Annotated in this window: 20 protein-coding genes; 4 read left to right on the plus strand and 16 right to left on the minus strand. The window is 69.1% G+C overall.

What is annotated here, in order from left to right; all coding sequences use genetic code 11:
• Together V7E46_RS11710 and V7E46_RS11715 are read right to left on the minus strand one after the other, a co-directional pair.
• The coding region (locus V7E46_RS11710; protein WP_333768369.1) for an NUDIX domain-containing protein at positions 1-306 on the minus strand (306 nt) is incomplete at its 3' end.
• Positions 307-591: 285 nt separating this feature from the next.
• On the minus strand, positions 592-1782 hold the full coding sequence (locus V7E46_RS11715; RefSeq protein ID WP_333768370.1) for a GDSL-type esterase/lipase family protein: 1191 nt from the start codon (positions 1780-1782) through the stop codon (positions 592-594).
• Positions 1783-1925: 143 nt separating this feature from the next.
• Between V7E46_RS11715 and V7E46_RS11720 the strand changes: the two genes are divergently transcribed.
• From V7E46_RS11720 to V7E46_RS11730, 3 genes are all read left to right on the plus strand, one after another.
• Complete coding sequence (locus tag V7E46_RS11720; protein WP_333768371.1) at positions 1926-2630, plus strand: ABC transporter ATP-binding protein; 705 nt, start codon at positions 1926-1928, stop codon at positions 2628-2630.
• Positions 2627-4645 carry a hypothetical protein gene (locus V7E46_RS11725; RefSeq protein WP_333768372.1) on the plus strand — a complete coding sequence of 673 codons (2019 nt, stop codon included), beginning with the start codon at positions 2627-2629 and terminating at the stop codon, positions 4643-4645. Before V7E46_RS11720 ends, V7E46_RS11725 begins: the two co-directional genes overlap by 4 nt.
• Before the next feature lie 79 nt (positions 4646-4724).
• A complete protein-coding gene (locus V7E46_RS11730; protein WP_333768373.1) occupies positions 4725-5192 on the plus strand; it encodes a GNAT family N-acetyltransferase in 468 nt (155 codons plus the stop codon).
• 291 nt (positions 5193-5483) lie between these two features.
• Here the strand turns inward: V7E46_RS11730 and tuf are convergent, their stop codons facing one another.
• From tuf to rplK, 12 genes are all read right to left on the minus strand, one after another.
• A complete protein-coding gene (tuf, locus tag V7E46_RS11735) occupies positions 5484-6677 on the minus strand; it encodes an elongation factor Tu (protein WP_329175607.1) in 1194 nt (397 codons plus the stop codon).
• Positions 6678-6758: 81 nt separating this feature from the next.
• Complete coding sequence (fusA, locus tag V7E46_RS11740) at positions 6759-8888, minus strand: elongation factor G (RefSeq protein WP_329175609.1); 2130 nt, start codon at positions 8886-8888, stop codon at positions 6759-6761.
• 38 nt (positions 8889-8926) lie between these two features.
• Positions 8927-9397 carry a 30S ribosomal protein S7 gene (rpsG, locus tag V7E46_RS11745; RefSeq protein WP_073492360.1) on the minus strand — a complete coding sequence of 157 codons (471 nt, stop codon included), beginning with the start codon at positions 9395-9397 and terminating at the stop codon, positions 8927-8929.
• Positions 9398-9399: 2 nt separating this feature from the next.
• Positions 9400-9771: a 30S ribosomal protein S12 gene (gene rpsL, locus V7E46_RS11750; RefSeq protein WP_014144289.1), complete on the minus strand. Its 372-nt coding sequence runs from the start codon at positions 9769-9771 to the stop codon at positions 9400-9402.
• A gap of 273 nt (positions 9772-10044) precedes the next feature.
• The gene (locus tag V7E46_RS11755; protein ID WP_329175611.1) at positions 10045-10527 is read right to left on the minus strand and encodes a DUF1707 and DUF4190 domain-containing protein; all 483 of its coding nucleotides are present in this window, start codon (positions 10525-10527) and stop codon (positions 10045-10047) included.
• 72 nt (positions 10528-10599) lie between these two features.
• Positions 10600-14499 (minus strand): DNA-directed RNA polymerase subunit beta', encoded by a 3900-nt coding sequence (locus V7E46_RS11760; protein WP_329175613.1) that lies wholly within the window; start codon positions 14497-14499, stop codon positions 10600-10602.
• Positions 14500-14599: 100 nt separating this feature from the next.
• Positions 14600-18085, minus strand: a complete 3486-nt coding sequence (gene rpoB / locus V7E46_RS11765) for a DNA-directed RNA polymerase subunit beta (protein ID WP_329175616.1) — start codon at positions 18083-18085, stop codon at positions 14600-14602.
• Positions 18086-18663: 578 nt separating this feature from the next.
• Positions 18664-19053 carry a 50S ribosomal protein L7/L12 gene (gene rplL, locus V7E46_RS11770; RefSeq protein ID WP_333768374.1) on the minus strand — a complete coding sequence of 130 codons (390 nt, stop codon included), beginning with the start codon at positions 19051-19053 and terminating at the stop codon, positions 18664-18666.
• Positions 19054-19190: 137 nt separating this feature from the next.
• Positions 19191-19742 (minus strand): 50S ribosomal protein L10, encoded by a 552-nt coding sequence (gene rplJ, locus V7E46_RS11775; RefSeq protein ID WP_329175620.1) that lies wholly within the window; start codon positions 19740-19742, stop codon positions 19191-19193.
• Positions 19743-20077: 335 nt separating this feature from the next.
• A complete protein-coding gene (locus V7E46_RS11780) occupies positions 20078-20251 on the minus strand; it encodes a hypothetical protein (RefSeq protein ID WP_333768375.1) in 174 nt (57 codons plus the stop codon).
• A gap of 364 nt (positions 20252-20615) precedes the next feature.
• Complete coding sequence (gene rplA / locus V7E46_RS11785) at positions 20616-21341, minus strand: 50S ribosomal protein L1 (protein WP_329175623.1); 726 nt, start codon at positions 21339-21341, stop codon at positions 20616-20618.
• A 176-nt stretch (positions 21342-21517) separates the two neighbouring features.
• A complete protein-coding gene (gene rplK, locus V7E46_RS11790) occupies positions 21518-21952 on the minus strand; it encodes a 50S ribosomal protein L11 (protein ID WP_073492345.1) in 435 nt (144 codons plus the stop codon).
• A gap of 190 nt (positions 21953-22142) precedes the next feature.
• Here rplK and V7E46_RS11795 point away from each other — a divergent pair, with 190 nt between their 5' ends.
• On the plus strand, positions 22143-22808 hold the full coding sequence (locus V7E46_RS11795) for a hypothetical protein (RefSeq protein WP_333768376.1): 666 nt from the start codon (positions 22143-22145) through the stop codon (positions 22806-22808).
• A 187-nt stretch (positions 22809-22995) separates the two neighbouring features.
• On the opposite strand, the gene V7E46_RS11800 is transcribed toward V7E46_RS11795, so the two are convergent.
• Together V7E46_RS11800 and V7E46_RS11805 are read right to left on the minus strand one after the other, a co-directional pair.
• Positions 22996-23220 (minus strand): DUF397 domain-containing protein, encoded by a 225-nt coding sequence (locus V7E46_RS11800; protein ID WP_333768377.1) that lies wholly within the window; start codon positions 23218-23220, stop codon positions 22996-22998.
• Positions 23221-23225: 5 nt separating this feature from the next.
• Positions 23226-24089 (minus strand): helix-turn-helix domain-containing protein, encoded by an 864-nt coding sequence (locus tag V7E46_RS11805; protein WP_333768378.1) that lies wholly within the window; start codon positions 24087-24089, stop codon positions 23226-23228.
• Positions 24090-24241 lie beyond the last annotated feature (152 nt).

The following is a 24241-nucleotide window of genomic DNA, read 5'->3' on the forward strand; positions in this document are numbered from 1 at the left end:
GGCGGCGCGCCGGGGGGGGGGGGGCGGGGGGGGGGGGGCCGGGCCGCCCCCCCCCCCCCCCCCCCCCCCCCCCCCCCGCGGCCCATACGCCAGGAAGATGTGCTCGTGCTGGCGTACCGGGACGCCGGCCCGGGTGAAGTCGTGCTCCCACAGGCAGAGCACGGGACCGAGGGCGAGGTCCGTCCAGCCGGTCTCCTCGCGCAGCTCGCGTACGGCCGCCTGCTCCGGCGTCTCCCAGCGCCTGCCGGCGGGAGACGCGCCGATCGTCCTGACCGCGCCCCCCGATCGGAATGCCGGCCCGATCACCGTGCAGGGCGGCTGTCCCGCTCTGGAGCGTCTCCGTCTGCCGTGTCCGGATACCGCGGTTCGCGTCGACCGTGTGCTGGACCGCCGTATGCGGCAGCTGATCAGCTGGGACGGTGTCGACTCTTGCCGTGGTCCTGGCCCTGTCCGCCGCGCTGGGTCTGTGGGCGGCCGGTATCGCCTGGAAGCAGGCCCGCGACTGGCAGGCGTGAGCAGCGGCCGTCCTACCGGTCCTCGCGCTGGTACGCCGCGCCGCCCCCGGAAGCCCGGGGGCGCCGCGGTCGAGCGTCAGGGCGTGGCGCAGGTGACGGTCGGGGGCGGGGTCGGGGCGCTGGAGGCGAGGAAGCCGAAGGCGGTGGACGCTCCGGGTGCCAGTGCGCCGTTCCAGGCCGCGCTGTGGACGGTGGCGGTGCCGTTGGGGTTGGTCACCGCGGTGCCGTTCCAGGCCTGGGTGACGACGGTGCCGCTGATGGTGGCCGTCCAGCTCGTCAGCGCCGTTGCCGCCGCCGTGACGGTGACCGACGCCTGGTAGCCGCCCTGCCAGGAATTGGTGATGGTCACGGCCGCGGTGCAGGCCGGGGTGCCGCCGGTTCCGCCCGTGCCTCCGGCGGACGTGCCGGTAGACGTGCCGGTGGACGTACCCGCCGAGGTGCCCGACGACGTACCGGTGGACGTGCCCGACGACGTACCGCCCGAGCCCGGGGTCAGGAGGGCTGCCAGGGGCGGGTACCAGCGGGCGGCCATCTTCGCGATGCCCGCGTCATTCGGGTGCACCCCGTCACCCGTGTCCGTCGCGTCGTTGAAGCCCGTCCACTGGTCGACCACGGTGACCGGGGACTGGGCCGTGCTCACGGACTGCGCCCAGGCCGGGATCTGCTGGTTGAAGTCGATCACGCGCTGCGCGCACTCCGCGCAGGTCGGCGGGTTCATCGGCAGGATCTGGGCGACCAGCACCTTCATGGCCGGGTTGCTCGTCCGCATCTGGCCGACCATCTTCGTGAAGGCGGCCAGGATCTGGGCCGGGGCGATGTTGCTCCAGACGTCGTTCGTGCCGAGATGCATCAGCACGATGTCGGGCGACGTCGCCGACAGCCACGCGGGCAGCTGGTTCTGGCTGGCGATGTTGGTGGCAAGGATGCCGCCGTGGCCCTCGTTGTCGCCGTCGTACGCGACCCCGCAGCCCTGCGGCGGGAGGGTGCCCACGAAGTCGATGTTCGTATAGCCCGCGCTCTGGAGCTGGTTCCAGAGCAGGGCCCGCCAGCAGCCGGGCGAGCCGGTGATCGAGTCGCCGAGCGGCATGATGCGTACGGGGGCGGTCGCGGCCGGGGCAGCAGCCGCGGCGGGGGCCGAATTCGGCGCCGCCGACGCGGATCGCGCGCCGCCTAGGGCCACGACGGCGCCGAACGCCAGAAGCAGCAGGGCGAGCAGTAGTCTCGACGCCCGCGGTGCGGGACGGGCGAGGGGTGTTTCGCGGGACATGGCCGGGTCCTTCCGGGTGGGGGGAGCACCCAATGGGAGCGCTCCCATAGACGTACCGACGGCACCACCCGCACGTCAAGACGCGCACCGCACTAGGGTCGGCCGAACACACCCCTGCACACCCCGGAACGTACGGAGGCGCGATGCGCGCGACGACCAACGGCACCGCGCTGCTGCGGCTGCGGAAGGTGAGCCGTACGTACGGCCAGCGCCGCGCCCTGCACCCGCTCGACCTGGACCTCGAAGCCGGCCAGTGCGTCGCCCTCTACGGGCAGAACGGCTCGGGCAAGTCCACGCTGCTCCGGATAGCCGGCGGCCGGGACGCCCCCACCAGCGGCGACGCGCTCTTCGCCGGGCGCCCGGTCAGCGAGGACGACCCGGAGGTGCGGGCCAGGGTCGCGGTCGTCGGCGACACCGTCGCCTGCTACCCGGACCTGACCGTCCGCGAGCACCTGGAGCTGGTCACCGTCGCGCACGCCGTTGACGACGCCGACGCCTGGATCGACCAGGTGCTCGCCGACCGCCGGCTGTCCGACCACGCGCGCGCCCTGCCGGGTTCGCTCTCCTCCGGCCAGCTCCAGTCGCTGCTGCTGGCGGCGGCCCTCGTACGCCCCCGGGACCTGCTCATCCTCGACGAGCCCGAGCAGCGCCTCGACCCGGCCGCCAGGCGCCGCCTCGCCGACCTGCTCGTCGCGGAGAAGACGGACGGCGTCGCGGTCCTGCTGGCCACCCACCAGCCCGACCTGGCGGAGGCGGTCGCCGACCGGATGATCGCGCTGGACGATGGCCAGGTCATCGCGGACGGGTCGCCCGCGGCGGTGCTGCGCGAGCTGGGTGTACGCGGATGACGGACGGCCGGCGGCCCGCACCGCACACCCCCCGCGCCCCGCTGCCGGGCACCGGCGCGCCCGGCCCGGGCGCCGCCCCGGAAGACGCCGACCTCACGGGCGGGGCAGGCACGTCCGCCCCGTACGACTCCGGCCGTACGGTCCCTGCGGGCACGTCCGGCGGTGACGGCACGTCCGGCGGTGACGGCACGTCCGACGCCGAGCCGGGCGGCGCCCGGGAGGACGTCGACCACGCGGGCGGGGCAGGCCCGTCCGCTCCGGGCGACCCCGCCCGCACGGACCCGGCGTCCGACCCCGGCGCCCCGGCCGCCCACGACGGCGGCCCCGACCACGGCGCCCCGGCCGGCCCGGACGACGAAGACGACGCCCCCTGGTCCGAGGAGGACGACGACCGTACCGACGAGACCCTCGCCTGGCTGCGCCGCAAGCGCCGCGCGCACCGGCGGGCGAAAGGCCGGGAGCTGGCCCTCCTCGTCTACACCGTCCTGATCGCCGTCGCCGGCTACGGCAGCAGCTTCGCCGTCAGCTTCCTGCGCGGCCTGGAGAACGGTTCCGGTTACGCCGACGCCGCCCGCGACCTGCGGGTCGCGATGCCCGCGCTCTTCGCGCTGCTCACCGTCGGCGTCGCCGTACTGGCCGCGCGGGACGCACTGTGGCGCGGGCCCGTGGTCGTGCCGGGGCCGGCCGTGGGGTGGCTGCTGGCGCAGCCGGTGCGGCGGGCGAGAGTGCTGCGGCCATGGTTCCGGTTGTCGGCCGGGCTCGCGCTGGTCCCCGGGGTGCTGGCCTGGGTCGGCGGCGCCGCCGTCCTGCGGGTGACGGGGCTCGCCCCGCTCGGCAAGGCCCTGCTCGCCGCGCTCCCCGCGGCCCTGTGCCTGCCGCTGCTGGCCGTCGCGCTCGGCATGGCGGTGGAGCGGCGGCCCGCGCTCGCCCGCGCCGTACGGCGCTGGACCGCCCCCGCCGTACTGCTGCTGGCCGCACTCGTCGCCCAGACGGTCCTGGCCGTCAACGGCCACCGCTCCCCCGGCGTCGAGCAGGCCGAGCTGTGGAGCGGCCCGTGGGGCTGGGCCGGCCAGCCGGTGGTGCGGGTGATCGGCGGGAGCGCGTCCGCGTGGCCCGCCGCCGTCGCCCTCCTCGTGGCGGCCACCGCCGCGTCCGTGCTCGCGGCGCACCGCGACGCGGCCCTCGTCCCCACCGCCCGGCTGCGCGAGCGCGCGGCGACGGCCACGACCGTCTCGTCCGTGGCCTGGTCGCTCGAACTGCGGGCCGCCAAGCTGGCGATCATGGACGCGGGCGGCGGCACGCCGGTCCGTACGGTACGGCTGCGGGCGCCGCGCGGCCGTTACGGGCAGCACCTGGTCGTCGCCTGGCGCGACCTGCTGACGCTGCTGCGTACGCCCGGCCGGCTCGGCAAGGCGGCGCTGTGGACGGCGTCCGGCGCCGCCGTCGCGGGTCTGGGCGCGGACCTCGGCGGTGAGCGGCGCTGGGTCGGGCTCGTCCTGGGCCTGCTCTTCGGCTACCTCGCCGTCGGCGCGCTGGCCGAACCCGCCCGGCTGGAGACGGACGACGTACGGCGGGCCGCCTGGTCGCCGTACCGGTTCCGTACGCTGATGCTGCACCACGGCATCGTGCCCGCGCTGTCCGGCGCGCTGCTCGGCCTGCTCGCAGCCGTACCGTACGCGGTCGCGGGCCACGTCTGGACCCTCGTCCTCCTCCCCCTGTGCGCGCTGCCCTTCACCGGCGCGGCGCTCGTCTCCGCCAGCCGCGGCCCGGCCCGTACCCAGCTCCTCTTCCTGGGCGGCGGCTCCCCGCTCGGCGGCCCGGGTCCTCTGATCTACGTCGCCTGGTACGCGGCCGGCCCGCTGCTCGCGATCACCGCCCTGACGATCGCCCTCGGTCCGGTCCTGCGCACCGCCACGGACTCGTCCGTGACCCAGGCGGCGGTGGCTGCGAGCCTGCTGACGGCGCTGCTGCTCCTGCTGACCACCCGTATGTCCGACCGCCTGGTCCGCCACTGACCGGGCGGCCCGCCGCCCCTCCCCCGACCCGCCCGGTATGCCCGGCCTACCGGGCCAACCCACAGGAGCCACCGCCGAGATGATCTCCCTGCGTGAAGTCCGTGACACCGACCTGCCGGTCTTCTGGGACCACCTGTCGGACCCGGCGGCGCAGCACATGGCCGCCGTCACCAGGGGCTACCACTACGACCGGAGCCGGTTCGACACCCACTGGGCCCGGATCATGGCCGACCCCGACATCCTGATGCGTACGGTGCTCGCCGACGACGAGGTGGTCGGCCATGTCGCGATGTACGGCCCGCCGGACGAACGCGAGGTCACGTACTGGATAGCCAGGGCGCACTGGGGCCGCGGCATCGCCACGGCGGCCCTCACCTCGCTGATCGGCCTCGTCGCCACCCGCCCGCTGTACGCCCACGCGGTGGCCGACAACGTTGGCTCGATCCGCGTCCTGCGGAAGTGCGGCTTCGAGATCACCGCCCACGACAAGGTCTTCGCCGAGGCCCGCGCGACCGAGATCCCCGAGGTGCTCCTCACCCTGGCGTGAGCCCCTCGCCCCTCGCGCGGCCGGCCGTCCCGGTACGTCCTGCCACGTCCCGCCGCCGCGACGTCGGCGGCGGCCCCGCTGCTGGAGCGGCTGGGCCAGAAGGCCTGACGGGTCCGGACGACCGAGGAAGTGACCACGGATGACGGTTCCCGACCTGGTCGAGGGGCGCGATGAGCCCGCTGGGCCGGCTTCTGCGCAGCCGCAGGGCGGGCGACGTCGCGGCATGGAAACGGAAGGTCCCGCACCGCCCGGGGGCAGTGCGGGACCTTCCGCGTCAAGCTCAGCGCAGCGTCACTTGTTGATCTTCGTGACCTGGCCGGCGCCGACCGTCCGGCCACCCTCGCGGATGGCGAACTTCAGGCCCTCCTCCATGGCGATCGGCTGGATCAGCGCGACCGTCATGGCGGTGTTGTCGCCCGGCATGACCATTTCGGTGCCCTCGGGGAGGGTCACGACGCCGGTCACGTCGGTGGTCCGGAAGTAGAACTGCGGACGGTAGTTGTTGAAGAAGGGGGTGTGACGACCACCCTCGTCCTTCGACAGGATGTAGGCCTGGGCCTCGAAGTCGGTGTGCGGCGTGACCGAACCCGGCTTGATGATGACCTGGCCGCGCTCGACATCCTCGCGCTTGATGCCACGAAGCAGCAGACCGACGTTCTCACCGGCCTGGCCCTCGTCGAGCAGCTTGCGGAACATCTCGATACCGGTGACCGTGGTGGTGGTCTTCTCGGTCTTGATGCCGATGATGTCGACGGTCTCGTTGACCTTGAGGATACCGCGCTCGATACGGCCGGTGACGACGGTGCCACGACCGGTGATCGTGAAGACGTCCTCGATCGGCATCAGGAACGGCTTCTCGACGTCACGCGCGGGGGTCGGGATCGCCTCGTCGACGGCCTGCATGAGGCCGAGCAGCTTCTCGCCCCACTCCTTGTCGCCCTCAAGCGCCTTGAGCGCCGAGACCCGCACGACCGGAAGGTCGTCACCCGGGAACTCGTACTCGGAGAGCAGCTCGCGGACCTCGAGCTCGACGAGCTCCAGGATCTCCTCGTCGTCCACCATGTCGGCCTTGTTCAGGGCGACGACGATGTACGGGACACCGACCTGGCGGGCCAGGAGCACGTGCTCCTTGGTCTGCGGCATCGGGCCGTCGGTCGCGGCGACCACCAGGATCGCGCCGTCCATCTGGGCGGCACCGGTGATCATGTTCTTGATGTAGTCCGCGTGACCGGGGCAGTCGACGTGGGCGTAGTGACGCGACTCGGTCTGGTACTCGACGTGCGCGATGGAGATGGTGATACCGCGCTGGCGCTCCTCAGGAGCCTTGTCGATCTGGTCGAAGGCCGAGGCCTCGTTCAGGTCCGGGTACGCGTCATGCAGCACCTTGGTGATCGCCGCGGTAAGGGTCGTCTTACCGTGGTCGATGTGACCGATGGTGCCGATGTTGACGTGCGGCTTAGTCCGCTCGAACTTCGCCTTCGCCACTGGGTTCCTCCTGGGGGTGGATCTGTACGCCTTGCTTCATCGGCGCCAGGTGATCTTTGCTGGTTTCAATCCTAGGGCGGGTTATTCGCCCTTGGCCTTCGCGATGATCTCCTCAGCGACGTTCCGCGGAACCTCGGCGTAGGAGTCGAACTGCATGGAGTAGCTGGCCCGGCCCGAGGTCTTGGACCGCAGGTCACCGACGTAGCCGAACATCTCCGACAGCGGAACGAGGCCCTTGACGACACGAGCGCCGCTGCGCTCCTCCATGGCCTGGATCTGGCCACGGCGGGAGTTGAGGTCGCCGATGACGTCGCCCATGTAGTCCTCGGGCGTGGTGACCTCGACGGCCATCATCGGTTCGAGGAGTACGGGGCTCGCCTTGCGGGCACCCTCCTTGAACGCCTGCGAACCGGCGATCTTGAATGCCAGTTCGGAGGAGTCGACCTCGTGGTAGCCGCCGTCGAGAAGGGTGATGCGGACACCCACCATCTCGTAGCCGGCCAGGATGCCGAACTTCATGGCTTCCTGTGCGCCCGCGTCCACCGACGGGATGTACTCGCGGGGGATACGGCCACCGGTGACCTTGTTGACGAACTCGTAGGTCGCGTCGCCGCCTTCCAGCGGCTCCATCATGATCTGCACCTTGGCGAACTGACCGGTACCACCGGTCTGCTTCTTGTGGGTGTAGTCGATGCGCTCGACCGTCTTGCGGATGGTCTCGCGGTACGCGACCTGCGGCTTGCCGACGTTGGCCTCGACCCGGAACTCCCGGCGCATCCGGTCGACCAGCACCTCGAGGTGCAGCTCGCCCATTCCGCCGATGATGGTCTGGCCGGTCTCCTCGTCCGAGTGGACCTGGAAGGAGGGGTCCTCCTCCGAGAGACGCTGGATGGCGACACCCAGCTTCTCCTGGTCGCCCTTGGACTTGGGCTCGATGGCGACCTGGATCACCGGCGCCGGGAAGTCCATGGACTCCAGGATCACCGGGGACTTGTCGTCGCACAGCGTCTCACCGGTGGTGGTCTGCTTCAGGCCCATGACGGCGATGATGTCGCCGGCGCCCACCGAGTCGATCTCCTCACGCTTGTTCGCGTGCATGCGGTAGATCTTGCCGATGCGCTCCTTCTTGCCCTTCACCGAGTTCAGCACCGCTGAACCGGCTTCGAGGCGGCCCGAGTAGACCCGGACGAAGGTGAGCTTGCCCAGGTGCGGGTCGCTCATGATCTTGAACGCCAGGCCGGAGAACGGCTCGTCGTCCGACGGGCGGCGCTTGATGATCTCCTCGGCGTTGCCGACGGCGTGGCCCTCGATGGCCTCGACGTCCAGCGGCGACGGGAGGTAGCGCACGACCGCGTCGAGCAGGGGCTGGACGCCCTTGTTCTTGAACGCGGTGCCGCAGAACACGGGGGTGACGGTGACGGAGTCCTTGCTGCCCTTGGACGCCAGGGTGATCCGGCGGATGGCCGCGATCAGCTGCTCCTGGCTGGGCTCCTGGCCCTCCAGGTACAGCTCCATCATCTCGTCGTCGTTCTCCGCGACAGCTTCGAGCAGCTTGCCGCGCCACTCGTCGGCCGCCTCGGTGTGCGTGGCCGGGATGTCGACAACGTCGTACATCTCGCCCTTGGTCGCTTCGAGGGACCAGACCAGCGCCTTCATCTGGACGAGGTCGACGACACCCTTGAAGTCGGCCTCGGCCCCGATCGGGAGCTGCATGACCAGCGGAACCGCACCGAGGCGGTCCACGATCATGTCGACGCAGCGGTGGAACTCCGCGCCGGTGCGGTCCAGCTTGTTGACGAAGCAGATACGGGGCACGCCGTACCGGTCGGCCTGCCGCCAGACCGTCTCGGACTGCGGCTCCACACCGGCGACACCGTCGAACACGGTGACAGCGCCGTCGAGGACGCGGAGCGAACGCTCCACCTCGACGGTGAAGTCCACGTGGCCCGGGGTGTCGATGATGTTGATGGTGTGGTCGACATCATCGAGCGGCCAGTGACAGGTCGTCGCGGCGGACGTGATGGTGATACCGCGCTCCTGCTCCTGCTCCATCCAGTCCATCGTGGCTGCGCCGTCGTGGACTTCACCGATCTTGTAGGAGACACCGGTGTAGAACAGGATCCGCTCGGTGGTCGTCGTCTTGCCCGCGTCGATGTGGGCCATGATCCCGATGTTGCGGACCCTGGCCAGGTCAAGCGAAGTGGTGGCCATGTGGCTCAGTCTTCTCTCGGTTTCGATGGGGGTGGTGACTACCAGCGGTAGTGCGCGAAGGCCTTGTTGGACTCGGCCATCTTGTGCGTGTCCTCGCGGCGCTTCACCGAAGCACCGAGGCCATTGCTGGCGTCGAGGATCTCGTTCATCAGCCGCTCGGTCATGGTCTTCTCGCGACGGGCGCGGGAGTACCCGACCATCCAGCGCAGCGCCAGCGTGTTCTGGCGGCCCGGACGGACCTCGACCGGCACCTGGTAGGTCGCGCCGCCGACGCGGCGGGACTTGACCTCAAGGGTCGGCTTGATGTTCTCAAGAGCGCGCTTGAGCGTGATGACCGGGTCGGCGCCGGCCTTCTCGCGCACGCCTTCGAGAGCGCCGTACACGATGCGCTCGGCAGTGGAGCGCTTTCCGTGCAGGAGGATCTTGTTGACGAGAGACGTCACCAGCGGGGAGCCGTAAACCGGGTCGATGATGACCGGGCGCTTCGGGGCGGGGCCCTTACGAGGCATTCTTACTTCTCCTTCTTGGCGCCGTAGCGGCTGCGCGCCTGCTTACGGTTCTTGACGCCCTGCGTGTCGAGGGAACCACGGATGATCTTGTAGCGAACACCCGGGAGGTCCTTCACACGACCGCCACGCACGAGCACGATGGAGTGCTCCTGCAGGTTGTGGCCCTCGCCCGGGATGTAAGCGGTGACCTCGATACCACTGGTAAGACGCACGCGGGCGACCTTGCGCAGGGCCGAGTTCGGCTTCTTCGGGGTGGTCGTGTACACACGCGTGCAAACGCCACGACGCTGGGGCGAACCCTTGAGCGCGGGCGTCTTGTTCTTCTCGACCTTGTCCTGCCGGCCCTTTCGGACCAGCTGCTGGATCGTAGGCACCGTTTCTCCGGTTTCTGTGTGCCGATCTCGATAAAACTAACCTGGGGACCGACCCACGCGGTCGGGTGTGTCGCGGACCCCGCACATCCCCGACAGCAGAGGGGAAGTGCGTATCTCCGGGTGTCGCGGCCTCGGTGCCCTCACGCGGTCGCATGGCACGCGCAAGGACCCGGGCACACCCCAGGCACAAGGTCAGAGCCTACCTACCGCATCGGCTGCGGTCAAAACACCTGCTTACGGACCGGATCCTCGCAGCTCAGCGGCCTGGCCGGATCACGTCCCCGCGGAGGCGAACATGATGATCAGCACGAACATCGCCGCGTACCCCGCGATGGCCAGATAGCCCAGCACCAGCCCGGCCGTCGCCAGCCCGTCGCCCTGCTGACCGGTCTGCCGGATCCTGCTCTTGGCCATGTGGCCGAGCACCACCGCCGGGATCGACGACAGGCCGCCGGTCAGCGCACCGCATATCCCGCACACCAGCGACGCGATCGCATGGCCGTTCGTCGGCGGCAGCGGCGCCGCCAGCGGCAGGTACGGCGGCGCCGGCGGGAAGTACGGCGCGTTCGGCAGGAAGGCCGGCGGCACCGCACGCCGTGGAATGTCCGCCGTGACCATGTCCAGCTCGGCGTACGTACGCGACTGGTACGCCCGCCCGACCCGGTCCTCGTACTCCGGCTGCGTGAGCCGCCCCTCGGTGAACGCGTCCTTGAGGACGTTCACCGCACTCTCCCGATCCGCATCCCCGGCCAGCATGTCTCCATGATGCCGCAGAGCGGCCGCTCCACGAAGGAACGACCGCTCTGTGACGAGCTTGGGACGTACGTATCAGCCGTTGTACGGGCCGTAGTCGTAGTCCTCCAGCGGGACGGCCTGGCCGGAGCCGGTGCCGAACGGGCTGTAGTCGATGTCGTCGTAGCCGACGGCCGAGTACATCGCGGCCTTGGCCTCCTCGGTCGGCTCCACCCGGATGTTGCGGTAGCGGGACAGGCCCGTACCGGCCGGGATGAGCTTGCCGATGATGACGTTCTCCTTCAGGCCCAGCAGCGAGTCCGACTTGGCGTGGATCGCCGCGTCGGTCAGCACCCGGGTGGTCTCCTGGAAGGACGCCGCCGACAGCCACGACTCGGTGGCCAGCGACGCCTTGGTGATACCCATCAGCTGCGGACGACCCGAGGCCGGGTGACCGCCCTCGGAGACGACCCGCCGGTTCTCGGTCTCGAACCGGCCCCGCTCGACCAGCTCGCCGGGCAGCAGCTCGGCGTCGCCGGACTCGATGATCGTCACACGGCGCAGCATCTGCCGGATGATGATCTCGATGTGCTTGTCGTGGATCGACACACCCTGCGAGTTGTAGACCTTCTGCACCTCGGCGACCAGGTGGATCTGCACCTGGCGCTGGCCCAGGATCCGCAGCACGTCGTGCGGGTTGGTCGCACCGTAGGTGAGCTTCTGGCCGACCTCGACGTGGTCGCCCTCGCCCACCTGCAGCTTGACGCGCTTGGAGATCGGGTAGGCCAGCTCCTCGGAGCCGTCGTCGGGGGTGACGACGAGCTTCTTGGTCTTCTCGGTCTCCTCGATCCGCACCCGGCCGGCCGCCTCGGAGATCGGGGCGACACCCTTCGGGACACGGGCCTCGAACAGCTCGACCACACGCGGCAGACCCTGCGTGATGTCGTCACCGGCCACACCACCGGTGTGGAAGGTACGCATCGTCAGCTGGGTGCCGGGCTCACCGATCGACTGGGCGGCGATGATGCCGACCGCCTCGCCGATGTCCACCAGCTTGCCGGTGGCCAGCGAGCGCCCGTAGCAGAAGGCGCACGTACCGACCGAGGACTCGCAGGTGAGGATCGAGCGGGTCTTGACCTCTTCGACCCCGTGCCGCACGAGCTGGTCGATCAGCACATCGCCCAGGTCGACGTTGGCCGGCGCGATGACCTTGCCGTCCACCACGACGTCCTCGGCGAGCATCCGCGCGTACACGCTGGTCTCGACGTCGTCCGTCTTGCGCAGCTCGCCGTCCGTGCCCCGCTCGGCGATCCGCAGCTTGAGCCCGCGCTCGGTGCCGCAGTCCTCCTCGCGGATGATCACGTCCTGCGAGACGTCCACCAGACGACGGGTCAGGTAACCCGAGTCGGCGGTACGCAGCGCGGTGTCGGCCAGACCCTTACGGGCACCGTGGGTGGAGATGAAGTACTCCAGCACGGACAGGCCCTCACGGAAGGACGCCTTGATCGGCCGCGGGATGGTCTCGTTCTTGGCGTTCGAGACCAGACCGCGCATACCCGCGATCTGACGCATCTGCATCATGTTTCCGCGGGCGCCCGAGTCGACCATCATGAAGATCGGGTTGGTCTTCGGGAAGTTGGCGTTCATCGCCGCGGCGACCTCGTTGGTCGCCTTGGTCCAAATGTTGATCAGCTCGTCCGAGCGCTCCTGCTTGGTGATCAGGCCGCGCTCGTACTGCTTCTGGACCTTCTCGTCCTGTGCCTCGTAGGACGCGATGATGGCCTTCTTCGCCTCCGGCACGACGATGTCGGTGACCGACACGGTGACGCCGGAACGGGTCGCCCAGTGGAAGCCGGCCGCCTTCAGGTTGTCGAGCGTCGCCGCCACGATCACCTTGGGGTAGCGCTCGGCGAGGTCGTTGACGATCTCGGAGAGCTGCTTCTTGCCGACCGCGTAGTCCACGAACGGGTAGTCCTCGGGCAGCAGCTCGTTGAAGAGCGCGCGGCCCAGGGTCGTCCGCAGCCGGAAGCTGTCGCCGAGCTGGTAGGGCTGTTCGCCCTCGCCCGGCTCCGGCGGCAGCCAGCCGCGCGGCGGGACGGTGCCCACCGGGAAGCGGATGTCGACCTGCGCCTGCATCGACAGCTCACGGTTGTCGAACGCCATGATCGCCTCGGCGGTGGCGCCGAACGCCCGGCCCTCTCCGGTGACCGCGCGCTCCTCGGAGTCCGTGGTCAGGAAGAACAGGCCGAGCACCATGTCCTGGGTCGGCATGGTGACCGGGCGGCCGTCGGCCGGCTTGAGGATGTTGTTCGAGGACAGCATCAGGATGCGGGCCTCGGCCTGCGCCTCCGCGGACAGCGGAAGGTGCACGGCCATCTGGTCGCCGTCGAAGTCCGCGTTGAAGGCGGTGCAGACCAGCGGGTGGATCTGGATGGCCTTGCCCTCGACCAGCTGCGGCTCGAAGGCCTGGATGCCCAGGCGGTGCAGGGTCGGCGCCCGGTTCAGCAGCACCGGGTGCTCGGCGATGACCTCTTCCAGCACGTCGTAGACGACCGTACGGCCGCGCTCGACCATGCGCTTGGCCGACTTGATGTTCTGCGCGTGGTTGAGGTCCACCAGGCGCTTCATCACGAACGGCTTGAAGAGTTCCAGGGCCATGGCCTTGGGCAGGCCGCACTGGTGCAGCTTGAGCTGCGGGCCGACGACGATCACCGAACGGGCGGAGTAGTCGACGCGCTTGCCGAGCAGGTTCTGCCGGAAGCGGCCCTGCTTGCCCTTGAGCATGTCGGACAGCGACTTCAGCGGGCGGTTGCCCGGTCCGGTGACCGGCCGGCCGCGGCGGCCGTTGTCGAAGAGCGCGTCCACGGCCTCCTGGAGCATGCGCTTCTCGTTGTTCACGATGATCTCGGGCGCGCCGAGGTCGAGAAGCCGCTTCAGCCGGTTGTTGCGGTTGATCACCCGGCGGTAGAGGTCGTTCAGGTCGGAGGTCGCGAAGCGGCCACCGTCCAGCTGCACCATCGGACGCAGGTCCGGCGGGATCACCGGGACGCAGTCCAGCACCATGCCGTTGGGCTTGTTGGTGGTCTGCAGGAACGCCGAGACGACCTTGAGGCGCTTGAGCGCCCGGGTCTTCTTCTGGCCCTTGCCGGTGCGGATGATCTCGCGGAGGCGCTCGGCCTCCTGCTCCAGGTCGAAGGACTCCAGGCGCTTCTGCAGCGCCGCGGCACCCATCGAGCCCTGGAAGTACGTGCCGAAGCGGTCGCGCAGCTCGCGGTAGAGCAGCTCGTCGCCCTCCAGGTCCTGGACCTTGAGGTTCTTGAACCGGGCCCACACCTCGTCGAGCCGGTCGATCTCGCGCTGGGCACGGTCGCGCAGCTGCTTCATCTCGCGCTCGGCGCCCTCGCGGACCTTGCGGCGGACGTCGGCCTTGGCGCCCTCGTTCTCCAGCTCGCCGAGGTCGGCTTCCAGCTTCTTCTGCCGGCCCTCGACGTCGGAGTCGCGGCGCTGCTCGACCTGCTGGCGCTCCACCGAGACCTGGGCCTCCAGGGAGGGCAGGTCGCGGGTGCGGCGCTCGTCGTCCACCCAGGTGATCATGTACGCCGCGAAGTAGATGACCTTCTCCAGGTCCTTCGGGGCGAGGTCGAGCAGATAACCGAGGCGTGAGGGGACGCCCTTGAAGTACCAGATGTGGGTGACGGGAGCGGCAAGCTCGATGTGGCCCATCCGCTCACGGCGCACCTTGGCGCGAGTGACCTCGACGCCGCAGCGCTCGCAGATGATGCCCTTGAAGCGAACCCGCTTGTACTTGCCGCAGTAGCACTCCCAGTCCCGGGTCGGACCGAAGATCTTCTCGCAGAAGAGCCCGTCCTTTTCCGGCTTGAGGGTGCGGTAGTTGATGGTCTCCGGCTTCTTCACTTCGCCGTGCGACCAGGTCCGGATGTCGTCCGCGGTGGCAAGGCCGATCCGCAGCTCGTCGAAGAAGTTGACGTCGAGCACTGTGTCGTCAATCCCTCTCAGGGTTGATTCTCAAATGGTCTGAACGGGTCGTGGGGGCCGCCCGGGCTCCCCTTCCAACGGGGGTCCGGGCGGCAACCCGTCAGACCTCTTCGACGCTGCTCGGCTCGCGCCGGGACAGGTCGATTCCGAGCTCTTCCGCGGCGCGGAACACGTCCTCGTCGGTGTCGCGCATCTCGATGGACATACCGTCCGAGGACAGCACCTCCACGTTGAGGCAGAGCGACTGCATTTCCTTGATGAGCACCTTGAAGGACTCGGGAATGCCGGGCTCGGGGATGTTCTCGCCCTTGACGATGGCCTCGTAGACCTTCACACGGCCGAGAACGTCGTCGGACTTGATGGTCAGCAGTTCCTGGAGTGCGTACGCGGCGCCGTACGCCTCCAGCGCCCACACCTCCATCTCGCCGAATCGCTGCCCGCCGAACTGCGCCTTACCACCCAGCGGCTGCTGGGTGATCATCGAGTACGGTCCGGTGGACCGGGCGTGCAGCTTGTCGTCCACCAGGTGGTGCAGCTTGAGGATGTACATGTAGCCGATCGAGACCGGCTCGGGGAACGGCTCGCCGGAGCGGCCGTCGAAGAGCCGGGCCTTGCCGGACGGCAGGACCATGCGGTCGCCGTCGCGGTTCGGGACCGTGGACTCGAACAGTCCGCGGATCTCGTCCTCGCGGGCGCCGTCGAAGACCGGCGTCGCCACGTTGGTGCCGGGCTCGACGTGGTGCGCGTCGATCGCCTCCAGGCGGCGGGCCCACTCGTCGGCGACACCGGAGACGTCCCAGCCCTGCTTCGCCAGCCAGCCCAGGTGGATCTCCAGCACCTGTCCCGGGTTCATCCGGGACGGGACGCCGAGCGGGTTGAGGATGATGTCGACCGGGCTGCCGTCCTCCAGGAACGGCATGTCCTCGACCGGCAGGATCTTGGAGATGACGCCCTTGTTGCCGTGGCGTCCGGCCAGCTTGTCGCCGTCGGTGATCTTGCGCTTCTGCGCCACGTACACGCGCACCAGCTGGTTCACACCGGGCGGCAGCTCGTCGCCCTCCTCGCGGTCGAAGACCCGGACGCCGATGATCTTGCCGACCTCGCCGTGCGGGACCTTGAGCGAGGTGTCGCGGACCTCACGGGCCTTCTCGCCGAAGATCGCCCGCAGCAGGCGCTCCTCGGGGGTCAGCTCGGTCTCGCCCTTCGGGGTGACCTTGCCGACCAGGATGTCGCCGGCGACCACGTCGGCGCCGATCCGGATGATGCCGCGCTCGTCGAGGTCCGCGAGGACCTCCTCGGAGACGTTCGGGATGTCCCGGGTGATCTCCTCCGGGCCGAGCTTGGTGTCACGGGCGTCGACCTCGTGCTCCTCGATGTGGATCGAGGACAGGACGTCGTCCTGTACGAGGCGCTGCGACAGGATGATCGCGTCCTCGTAGTTGTGGCCTTCCCACGGCATGAACGCGACCAGCAGGTTCTTGCCGAGGGCCATCTCGCCCTCCTGCGTGGAGGGACCGTCGACCAGCACCTGGGTGGCGATGACCCGGTCGCCCTCGTTCACCACGACCTTCTGGTTGAAGGAGGTGCCCTGGTTGGAGCGGGAGAACTTGGCCACCCGGTAGGTGGTGTACGTGCCGTCGTCGTTGGTCACCGTGACGTAGTCGGCGGAGACCTCCTGGACCACACCGTCCTTCTCGGCCTTGATCACGTCGCCGGCGTCGACCGCGCAGCGGTACTCCATGCCGGTGCCGACCAGCGGCGCCTCGGCCTTGATCAGCGGTACGGCCTGGCGCATCATGTTCGCGCCCATGAGGGCACGGTTGGCGTCGTCGTGCTCGAGGAACGGGATCATCGCGGTCGCGACCGACACCATCTGGCGCGGCGAGACGTCCATGTAGTCGACGTCGTCACCGGGGATGTAGTCGATCTCGCCGCCGCGGCGGCGGACCAGCACGCGGGACTCGGCGTACCGCATGTCCTCGGTCAGCGGCGCGTTGGCCTGCGCGATGACGAAGCGGTCCTCCTCGTCGGCGGTCAGGTAGTCCACGTCGTCGGTGACGACACCCTCGACCACCTTGCGGTACGGGGTCTCGATGAAGCCGAACGCGTTGACCCGGCCGTAGGAGGCCAGCGAGCCGATCAGACCGATGTTCGGGCCTTCCGGCGTCTCGATCGGACACATGCGGCCGTAGTGCGAGGGGTGCACGTCACGGACCTCGAAGCCGGCCCGCTCGCGGGACAGGCCACCGGGGCCGAGCGCGTTGAGCCGGCGCTTGTGCGTCAGGCCCGACAGCGGGTTCGTCTGGTCCATGAACTGGGACAGCTGGCTGGTGCCGAAGAACTCCTTGATGGAGGCGACGACCGGCCGGATGTTGATCAGGGTCTGCGGCGTGATCGCCTCGACGTCCTGGGTGGTCATGCGCTCGCGCACGACGCGCTCCATACGGGCCAGACCCGTACGGACCTGGTTCTGGATCAGCTCGCCCACGTTGCGGATACGGCGGTTGCCGAAGTGGTCGATGTCGTCGGTCTCGACCATGATCGAGCGGCCCGACTCGCCGACCGTCTCGGTCTCACCGGCGTGCAGCTTCACCAGGTACTTGATGGTGGCCAGGATGTCGTCGGTGGTGAGCACACCGGCGTCCAGCGGCTCGTCCGCGCCGAGCTTCTTGTTCACCTTGTAGCGGCCGACCTTCGCCAGGTCGTAGCGCTTGGGGTTGAAGTAGAGGTTCTCCAGCAGGGTCTGGGCGGCCTCCTTGGTCGGCGGCTCGCCCGGGCGCAGCTTGCGGTAGATGTCGAGCAGCGCGTCGTCCTGGCCCTGGGTGTGGTCCTTCTCCAGGGTGGCGCGCATCGACTCGTACTCGCCGAACTCCTCGAGGATCTGCTCGGTGCTCCAGCCGAGCGCCTTGAGCAGCACGGTGACCGACTGCTTGCGCTTGCGGTCGATGCGGACACCGACCATGTCGCGCTTGTCGATCTCCATCTCCAGCCAGGCGCCCCGGGAGGGGATGACCTTGGCGGAGAAGATGTCCTTGTCGGACGTCTTGTCGATCGAGGAGTCGAAGTAGACGCCCGGCGAGCGGACCAGCTGCGAGACGACGACACGCTCGGTGCCGTTGATGCAGAAGGTGCCCTTGTTGGTCATCAGCGGGAAGTCGCCCATGAAGACCGTCTGGGACTTGATCTCGCCGGTCTCGTTGTTGGTGAACTCGGCGGTGACGAAGAGCGGGGCGCCGTACGTGAAGTCGCGCTCCTTGCACTCGTCCAGCGAGTTCTTCGGGGGCTCGAACCGGTGGTCACGGAAAGTGAGCGACATCGACCCGGAGAAGTCCTCGATCGGGGAGATCTCCTCGAAGATCTCCTCCAGACCGGACTTCCTGGGGACATCCTGCCCACTGTCCAGGGCCGCCTCGACCCGAGCCTTCCACGCGGCATTGCCGAGCAGCCAGTCAAAGCTCTCGGTCTGGAGCGCGAGGAGGTTCGGAACTTCGAGCGGTTCACGGATCTTCGCGAAGGAGATGCGCAGCGGGGCGGTGCTGGCGCCGTTGTTCGAATTGGTGGTCGAGGCGTTGCGCGAGGCGGCCAAGAGGGGGTCCTTCCGAGGGCTCGGACTCACTACGCGCGTACCGGTCCGCCCCTGAGGACCCGAAGAAAACCCTGATGACGGGCCTCTTCAGCAGTGCTCAGACGTGGGCATGCTCCTGGTGACGGGCCAGGCAGCAGCTAACAGGCAGCGCAAAGGGTCAGTGTAGCCACTTGGCACACTGATGTCCAGAGCTGAGATTCGGAGTACCGAATCGTCGCCCCCTCTGCCTGTCTCGCGGGTCCCAGCCTCGGAATCTGGAACCGCATCCGTCAACCCTGCCGTCCTGCTGCATAGCCATGCATTCCCGCATCGCCGCCGATCCATGCATCGGACCTGGAGCGAAGTCTCGGCGCGTCCTGAGAATTGCGCGCCGCGTGCCATACGTCAAGGCCCCGGCCCCGCAGACCTGTTCGAGGACCCGTCAGGGACCCGCTGCCAGCAGGAAGGGATCACCCTACCCGGCGGCTGTGACAACGCCACCACGGCCCGCCGCGGGCGCGTGAACGACCGAGGGCGGCCACCCTTTCGGGTGGCCGCCCTGCGGCGTGTGGAGCAGTCGCTCCACGGGTCACACGGTGTTACTTGACCTCGACCGAGGCACCGGCGGCCTTGAGCGACTCGGCGCCCTTCTCCGCGGCCTCCTTGGCGACCTTCTCCAGAACGGCCTTCGGAGCGCCGTCCACGAGGTCCTTGGCCTCCTTCAGGCCCAGCGAGGTCAGCTCACGCACGACCTTGATGACCTGGATCTTCTTGTCACCGGCGGCGGTGAGGATGACGTCGAACTCGTCCTGCTCCTCAGCGGCCTCGGCCGGCGCGGCACCCGCGCCACCGGCGGCGGCCACGGCCACCGGGGCGGCGGCGGTGACGTCGAACTTCTCCTCGAACGCCTTCAGGAACTCGGCGAGCTCGATGAGGGTGAGGTTCTCGAACTGCTCGAGGAGGTCTTCCTGGCTGAGCTTGGTCGCCATGATGGCGGTCCTTCCACTAAATCGGCAGGTGCCGGATGTACAAGTCGGCGGGCGTACTGTCGGCCCGCGTCGGCCGGTGCCCTGCGGCACAGGCCCGCGACCGGTGCCTTGCGGCGCCGGTCATCGTGCGAGCCGAATTACTCGGCAACGCCCTGCTCGGCGTCGGCCGGCTCGGCCTCTGCCTTCTTGACACGAAGCGCTTCCGCGGTGCGGGCGAACTTCGCGGGGAGCGCCTGGAAGAGCGCGGCAGCCTGGGACTGCTTGCCCTTGATGGCACCCGCCAGCTTGGCGAGCAGCACCTCGCGGGACTCGAGGTCCGCGAGCTTCTTGATCTCGTCGGCGGACAGCGCCTTGCCGTCAAGGACACCGCCCTTGATGACGAGAGCGGGGTTGTCCTTGGCGAAGTCGCGCAGACCCTTCGCCGCCTCGACCGGGTCACCGGTGACGAAGGCGACAGCAGACGGACCCGCGAACAGGTCGTCGAGCTGGTTGATCCCGGCCTCGTTGGCCGCGATCTTGGTCAGCGTGTTCTTCACCACGGCGTACGTGGCGTTCTCACCGAGAGAACGGCGCAGCGTCTTGAGCTGCGCCACGGTGAGACCGCGGTACTCGGTCAGCACGGCGGCGTTCGAGGAGCGGAACTGATCCGTCAACTCGGCAACCGCGGCAGCCTTGTCGGGCCTCGCCATGAGTCTCGGCCTCCTTCCGGGGTGATTGCGGACCGCACGGAATTGAAGGAGGTGACGTGGCAAAAACGAACGCCCCGGCGCAGGCGCACGGGGCGTGACTCTACGAAGTCTCCTTCGGAGTTCATCCACGAATCACCTGCGCAGGCCGTCCGCATCCAGCGGATCCTTCGGTCACCACACCCTTTTCGGGGCACGACGACGACCAGCGGTCTTTGGCTTCTCGGGAAGCGTACGGGACCGCGGCCCCGCGGGGCAAATCGCCCTCGCGGGCCGCGGCCGCTCGTGGGTTCGGCCGGTCCGGCTGCCGGTGCTGGCGCCCGACGCGGTGCTGCCAATCAGCCGGCCTGCTGCTGCTTCATGAGGTCGGCGAAGTCGGCGGTGTCGTACGCGGGCGGCCTCTTCACCGTGACCGGGGTGCCGAAGTCGGAGTAGTAGGTGGCCGTCTTCATCACACCGGCCTTCGTGGCGGCGGTGACGACGGACTCCACCGGCAGGTTGTCCTGCGACACCCACAGGTCGATCGTCTCGGTGGTGACCCCGCTCTTGGTGAGGCTCTCCCGGAGCTGCGCCTGGTCCTCCGCGCTCAGGTTCGGGATGGTCTTCCCGGTGATCGCGGTGAGGTCGACCGTGCCCGTGTAGTGGGTGGCCCGCAGGCCGCGAGCACCAGCACCGATACGGCGGCGACGGCGGTCGCCGCCGCGCCTTTCGCTCCACGCATGTTCGATCCCCCCTCACAGGGGCCGCATGCCCCCGTGAAACCAGCGGAACACTAACGCACGCCCCGGACAAGGCCGCGGGCCGGACCCCGCTCCTGTGAGGGAGCGGAATCCGGCCCGTTTGCGGGGTGCGGCCCGTTGCGGGGACGCGGCGGCGTCAGATCGACGCCGGGTCCTCCTCGACGAGAAGGTTGCGGGTGCGGTTGGGGTCGAGCTGGATGCCGGGGCCCATGGTCGTGGACACGGCAGCCTTCTTGATGTAGCGCCCCTTGGCCGCGGACGGCTTGAGCCGCAGGACCTCGTCCAGCGCCGCTGCGTAATTCTCCACCAGGAGGGTCTCGTCGAAGGAGACCTTGCCGATGATGAAGTGCAGGTTGGAGTGCTTGTCGACGCGGAATTCGATCTTTCCGCCCTTGATCTCGGTGACCGCCTTCGCCACGTCGGGCGTCACGGTGCCGGTCTTCGGGTTCGGCATCAGACCACGCGGGCCGAGGACGCGGCCGAGGCGGCCGACCTTGCCCATGAGGTCCGGGGTGGCGACGACGGCGTCGAAGTCCAGCCGGCCCTTCGCCACCTCGTCGATCAGTTCGTCGGAGCCGACGATGTCGGCTCCCGCGGCCTCCGCGGCCGCAGCACGGTCACCGGTCGCGAAGACCAGGACCCGGGCGGTCTTGCCGGTGCCGTGCGGGAGGTTCACGGTGCCACGGACCATCTGGTCGGCCTTGCGCGGGTCGACACCCAGGCGGAAGGCGACCTCGACGGTCGAGTCGAACTTGGTGGTCGCGGTCTCCTTGGCGATCCGGACAGCCTCCAGGGGCGCGTACAGCCGCTCCTGGTCGATCTTGGCGTCCGCAGCGCGGAGAGACTTGCTGCGCTTGCTCACGTGCGTGCTCCTGTTGTCTTGACGGAGTCGTGGTACGGACCGAGCCGGCCCTTCCACACATACCTGCGGTGCTGGTCCGAGGGCGTCAGCCCTGGCCCTTCTCGGGGTCGGGCTTCCTGCTCACTCGCTTCGCGGACGGCCTCGTTCCTCGGCCGGCCACTGCGCGAGCTCGGGCGTCAGCCCTCGACGGTGATGCCCATCGAACGAGCCGTGCCCGCGATGATCTTCTCGGCGGCGTCGAGGTCGTTCGCGTTCAGGTCGGGGAGCTTCGTCGTGGCGATCTCCCGCACCTGGGCGCGGCTGAGCTTGGCGACCTTCTTGACGTGCGGCTCGCCGGAGCCCTTGTCGACACCCGCGGCCTTGAGGATCAGCTTGGCCGCCGGCGGCGTCTTGGTGATGAAGGTGAAAGAACGGTCGTCGTAGACCGTGATCTCCACCGGGATCACCATGCCGCGCTGCGACTCGGTCGCCGCGTTGTAGGCCTTGCAGAATTCCATGATGTTCACGCCGTGCTGGCCCAGCGCGGGGCCGACCGGCGGTGCCGGGTTGGCCGCGCCGGCGTTGATCTGGAGCTTGATCAGCCCCGTGACCTTCTTCTTCTTGGGAGGCATTGCTCTCTCCGGGTCCTGTTGAGAGTTTTTCCGTGCCTGCGAGCAGGCATACCGCACCACGATAGCGGGTATCCCGCCCGGCCCTGAAATCCGTCCGCCGCCGAGGGGGCGACCGCATCGGGGCAGCAGCTCGAAAGCGGCCCCCGGCCCGCTCAGAAGCGCCGCCCGGGAAGTGGGCGTACCGACATATGTGCTGGCTGCGTCGCTCGGGTTAGGCGACCCCGGGGCCACGAGAGTTGCGGCGGACAGGCCACGCTGTGTCGAGGAGAATCCGAGGCGCCGCCGCACGCTGCTCGCCGCCACCGGGCTCACGGCGCCCGCGAAACTCCTGCTCGGGGTCGATGAGGCGCTGGCCTCGGTGCCTGATCCGACCGGCTCGCCCGTGCCCCTCGACACCCGGCTGACCGCGGCGCGGAGCCGGTTCGACGCCGGGCACAACGCCGCGCTGCTCGCGCTGCTGCCCGGCCTGGTCGCGGACGCGCACGATGCCGCGCGGGGCGGGCAGGAGATGCCGCTCGCCCGGCTCTCGGCGACGTACAGCCTCGCCTCCCAGGTCCTGACGAAGATCGGCCGATACGACCGGTCCCGGCTGACCGCCGACCGCCGACCGCGCCACGATCTACGCGGGCCTGTCCGGCTCACCCCTCGTGGCCGCCGCCGCGCTCTCCCCGGCGTAGTCCGGCCGCCGCGCACACGGCCCCGCAGCGCCCGAGGAATTTCCGCCGCGGTGTCGTGCGGCGCCTTTGCCGTTCGTCGTCTGGGTGCGCCGCTTCCGGCGCGCCCGCAGCTGACTGGAAGGCCGGCGATGACGACGACGTACGCAGCAGGCATCGGACGGCGGGGGGAACGGCGATGATCCCGCCCGGCCAGTGGGCTCTGCCGCCGGCCCCGCGAGGTATCCACCCCACGGACGCGCCCGTACGACGCCCGGCGGCGCGCGACAATTCCGTACGCCGGTTGCTCGGCAGGATGCGCCCTGGGCGCCATGGGCATCCGCCGGGTCCCCGGTAGCCGCGAGGCCCGGGGCGGGCCGGTCAGCCCGGTCAGCCCGGGAACTCGCCCTCGCGGACCGCGTCCACGAACGCCGCGAAGGCCTCCGCCGGGACGAGCAGGGCAGGGCCGGCCTTGTCCTTCGAATCCCGGATGGCGACCCGGCCCGAGCCGGTGAGGTCGGCGACCTCGACGCAGGCGGTGCCGTTCTCCTGGCTATAGGACGACTTGAACCAGGCTTCTTCGGGGGCCAGATCGGGCGCAACACGGTACGTCATGAGGATCAGATCTCTCCTGCTAGTCGGTGCAGAAAGGTCGGGGTCTCACCCGGTGGAAGAGCCCCTGCCCGCAGGGCGTCAAACTTGCGGTTGAACGCCCAGATAGTGGTGTCCTTGTCGCTGACGATGGAGCCCTCGGGCATGTCGCTCTGAACGACATTGGGCAGGGGCGCCTCGAACTCCAGCAGCGTGAAGTTGGTGCTGGATCGGTAGGTAGCGCTGGCCAGCGGCAAAATCTGCACCGTCACGTTATCGAGTTTCGCGAGCCGGATGATCTCCTCGTACTGCTCACGCATCACCTCGGCGCTACCGATAACCCGGCGCAATGCGGCCTCGTCCAGGATCGCCCAGAGCTCGACCCGGTTCTCCTTACGGATCAAGTGTTCCTTGCGTTCCAGACGCAGTTGGGTTGTGCGCTCAACGAACGCCGTGGTGGTCTCCTCGACTGGCTTTGTCAGAAGGAGCATCTCCCGTACATAGCGCTCCGTCTGCAGCAGCCCCAGCACCACGTTGGGTTGCCAGGCTCGGATCGCTCGCGCGCCACTCTCCAGCCCCACGTACATCGCCATGCCGGACGGCATCGTGCCCCGGTACTGCGACCACCAGCCCCGGTTGAGCGAATCCCGGTGGATCTCTACCAGGAAGTCGATGTCCTCGTCGTCGGTCACGCCGTACCGGTCGAGCAGTACGCGCAGCTCAGACGCCGCCTTGAGTCCGGTCAGGCCGTTCTCGACGCGGTAGAGCTTGGAGATCGAGAAGGTCAGGCCGTCGACCGCCTCGGCGAGGGTGAAGCCCGCCTTCTCCCTCAACCGGCGCAGCTCTCCGCCGAGTTGCATTCGCCGAACGGTGGGTCCGGTCGGTGCTGCCATGAGTCTGCCTCCCCAGGCATCGAGTGTACGGAAGCGGCACGGCTGTGCCGAGGTATTAACGGACAGTCCCTGGCCCGTCACAGAGAGCCTAGGTCACCGACTATGCCATTCGCAGTGACTTTTTCAGATTCCATTGCAAGCGACCTCATCGC

Source organism: Streptomyces sp. IBSBF 2435, from assembly GCF_036815005.1.
GTDB lineage: Bacteria > Actinomycetota > Actinomycetes > Streptomycetales > Streptomycetaceae > Actinacidiphila.

Excerpts from the sequence above, each read along its gene's own strand:
- V7E46_RS11800 (WP_333768377.1), bottom strand. The coding sequence starts at position 23,220 with ATGACGTACCGTGTTGCGCCCGATCTGGCCCCCGAAGAAGCCTGGTTC.
- V7E46_RS11725 (WP_333768372.1), top strand. The coding sequence starts at position 2,627 with ATGACGGACGGCCGGCGGCCCGCACCGCACACCCCCCGCGCCCCGCTG.
- rplK (WP_073492345.1), bottom strand. The coding sequence starts at position 21,952 with ATGCCTCCCAAGAAGAAGAAGGTCACGGGGCTGATCAAGCTCCAGATC.
- fusA (WP_329175609.1), bottom strand. The coding sequence starts at position 8,888 with ATGGCCACCACTTCGCTTGACCTGGCCAGGGTCCGCAACATCGGGATC.
- V7E46_RS11715 (WP_333768370.1), bottom strand. The coding sequence starts at position 1,782 with ATGTCCCGCGAAACACCCCTCGCCCGTCCCGCACCGCGGGCGTCGAGA.
- rplL (WP_333768374.1), bottom strand. The coding sequence starts at position 19,053 with ATGGCGACCAAGCTCAGCCAGGAAGACCTCCTCGAGCAGTTCGAGAAC.
- V7E46_RS11730 (WP_333768373.1), top strand. The coding sequence starts at position 4,725 with ATGATCTCCCTGCGTGAAGTCCGTGACACCGACCTGCCGGTCTTCTGG.
- V7E46_RS11805 (WP_333768378.1), bottom strand. The coding sequence starts at position 24,089 with ATGGCAGCACCGACCGGACCCACCGTTCGGCGAATGCAACTCGGCGGA.
- rplJ (WP_329175620.1), bottom strand. The coding sequence starts at position 19,742 with ATGGCGAGGCCCGACAAGGCTGCCGCGGTTGCCGAGTTGACGGATCAG.
- rpsG (WP_073492360.1), bottom strand. The coding sequence starts at position 9,397 with ATGCCTCGTAAGGGCCCCGCCCCGAAGCGCCCGGTCATCATCGACCCG.
- V7E46_RS11720 (WP_333768371.1), top strand. The coding sequence starts at position 1,926 with ATGCGCGCGACGACCAACGGCACCGCGCTGCTGCGGCTGCGGAAGGTG.
- V7E46_RS11755 (WP_329175611.1), bottom strand. The coding sequence starts at position 10,527 with ATGCTGGCCGGGGATGCGGATCGGGAGAGTGCGGTGAACGTCCTCAAG.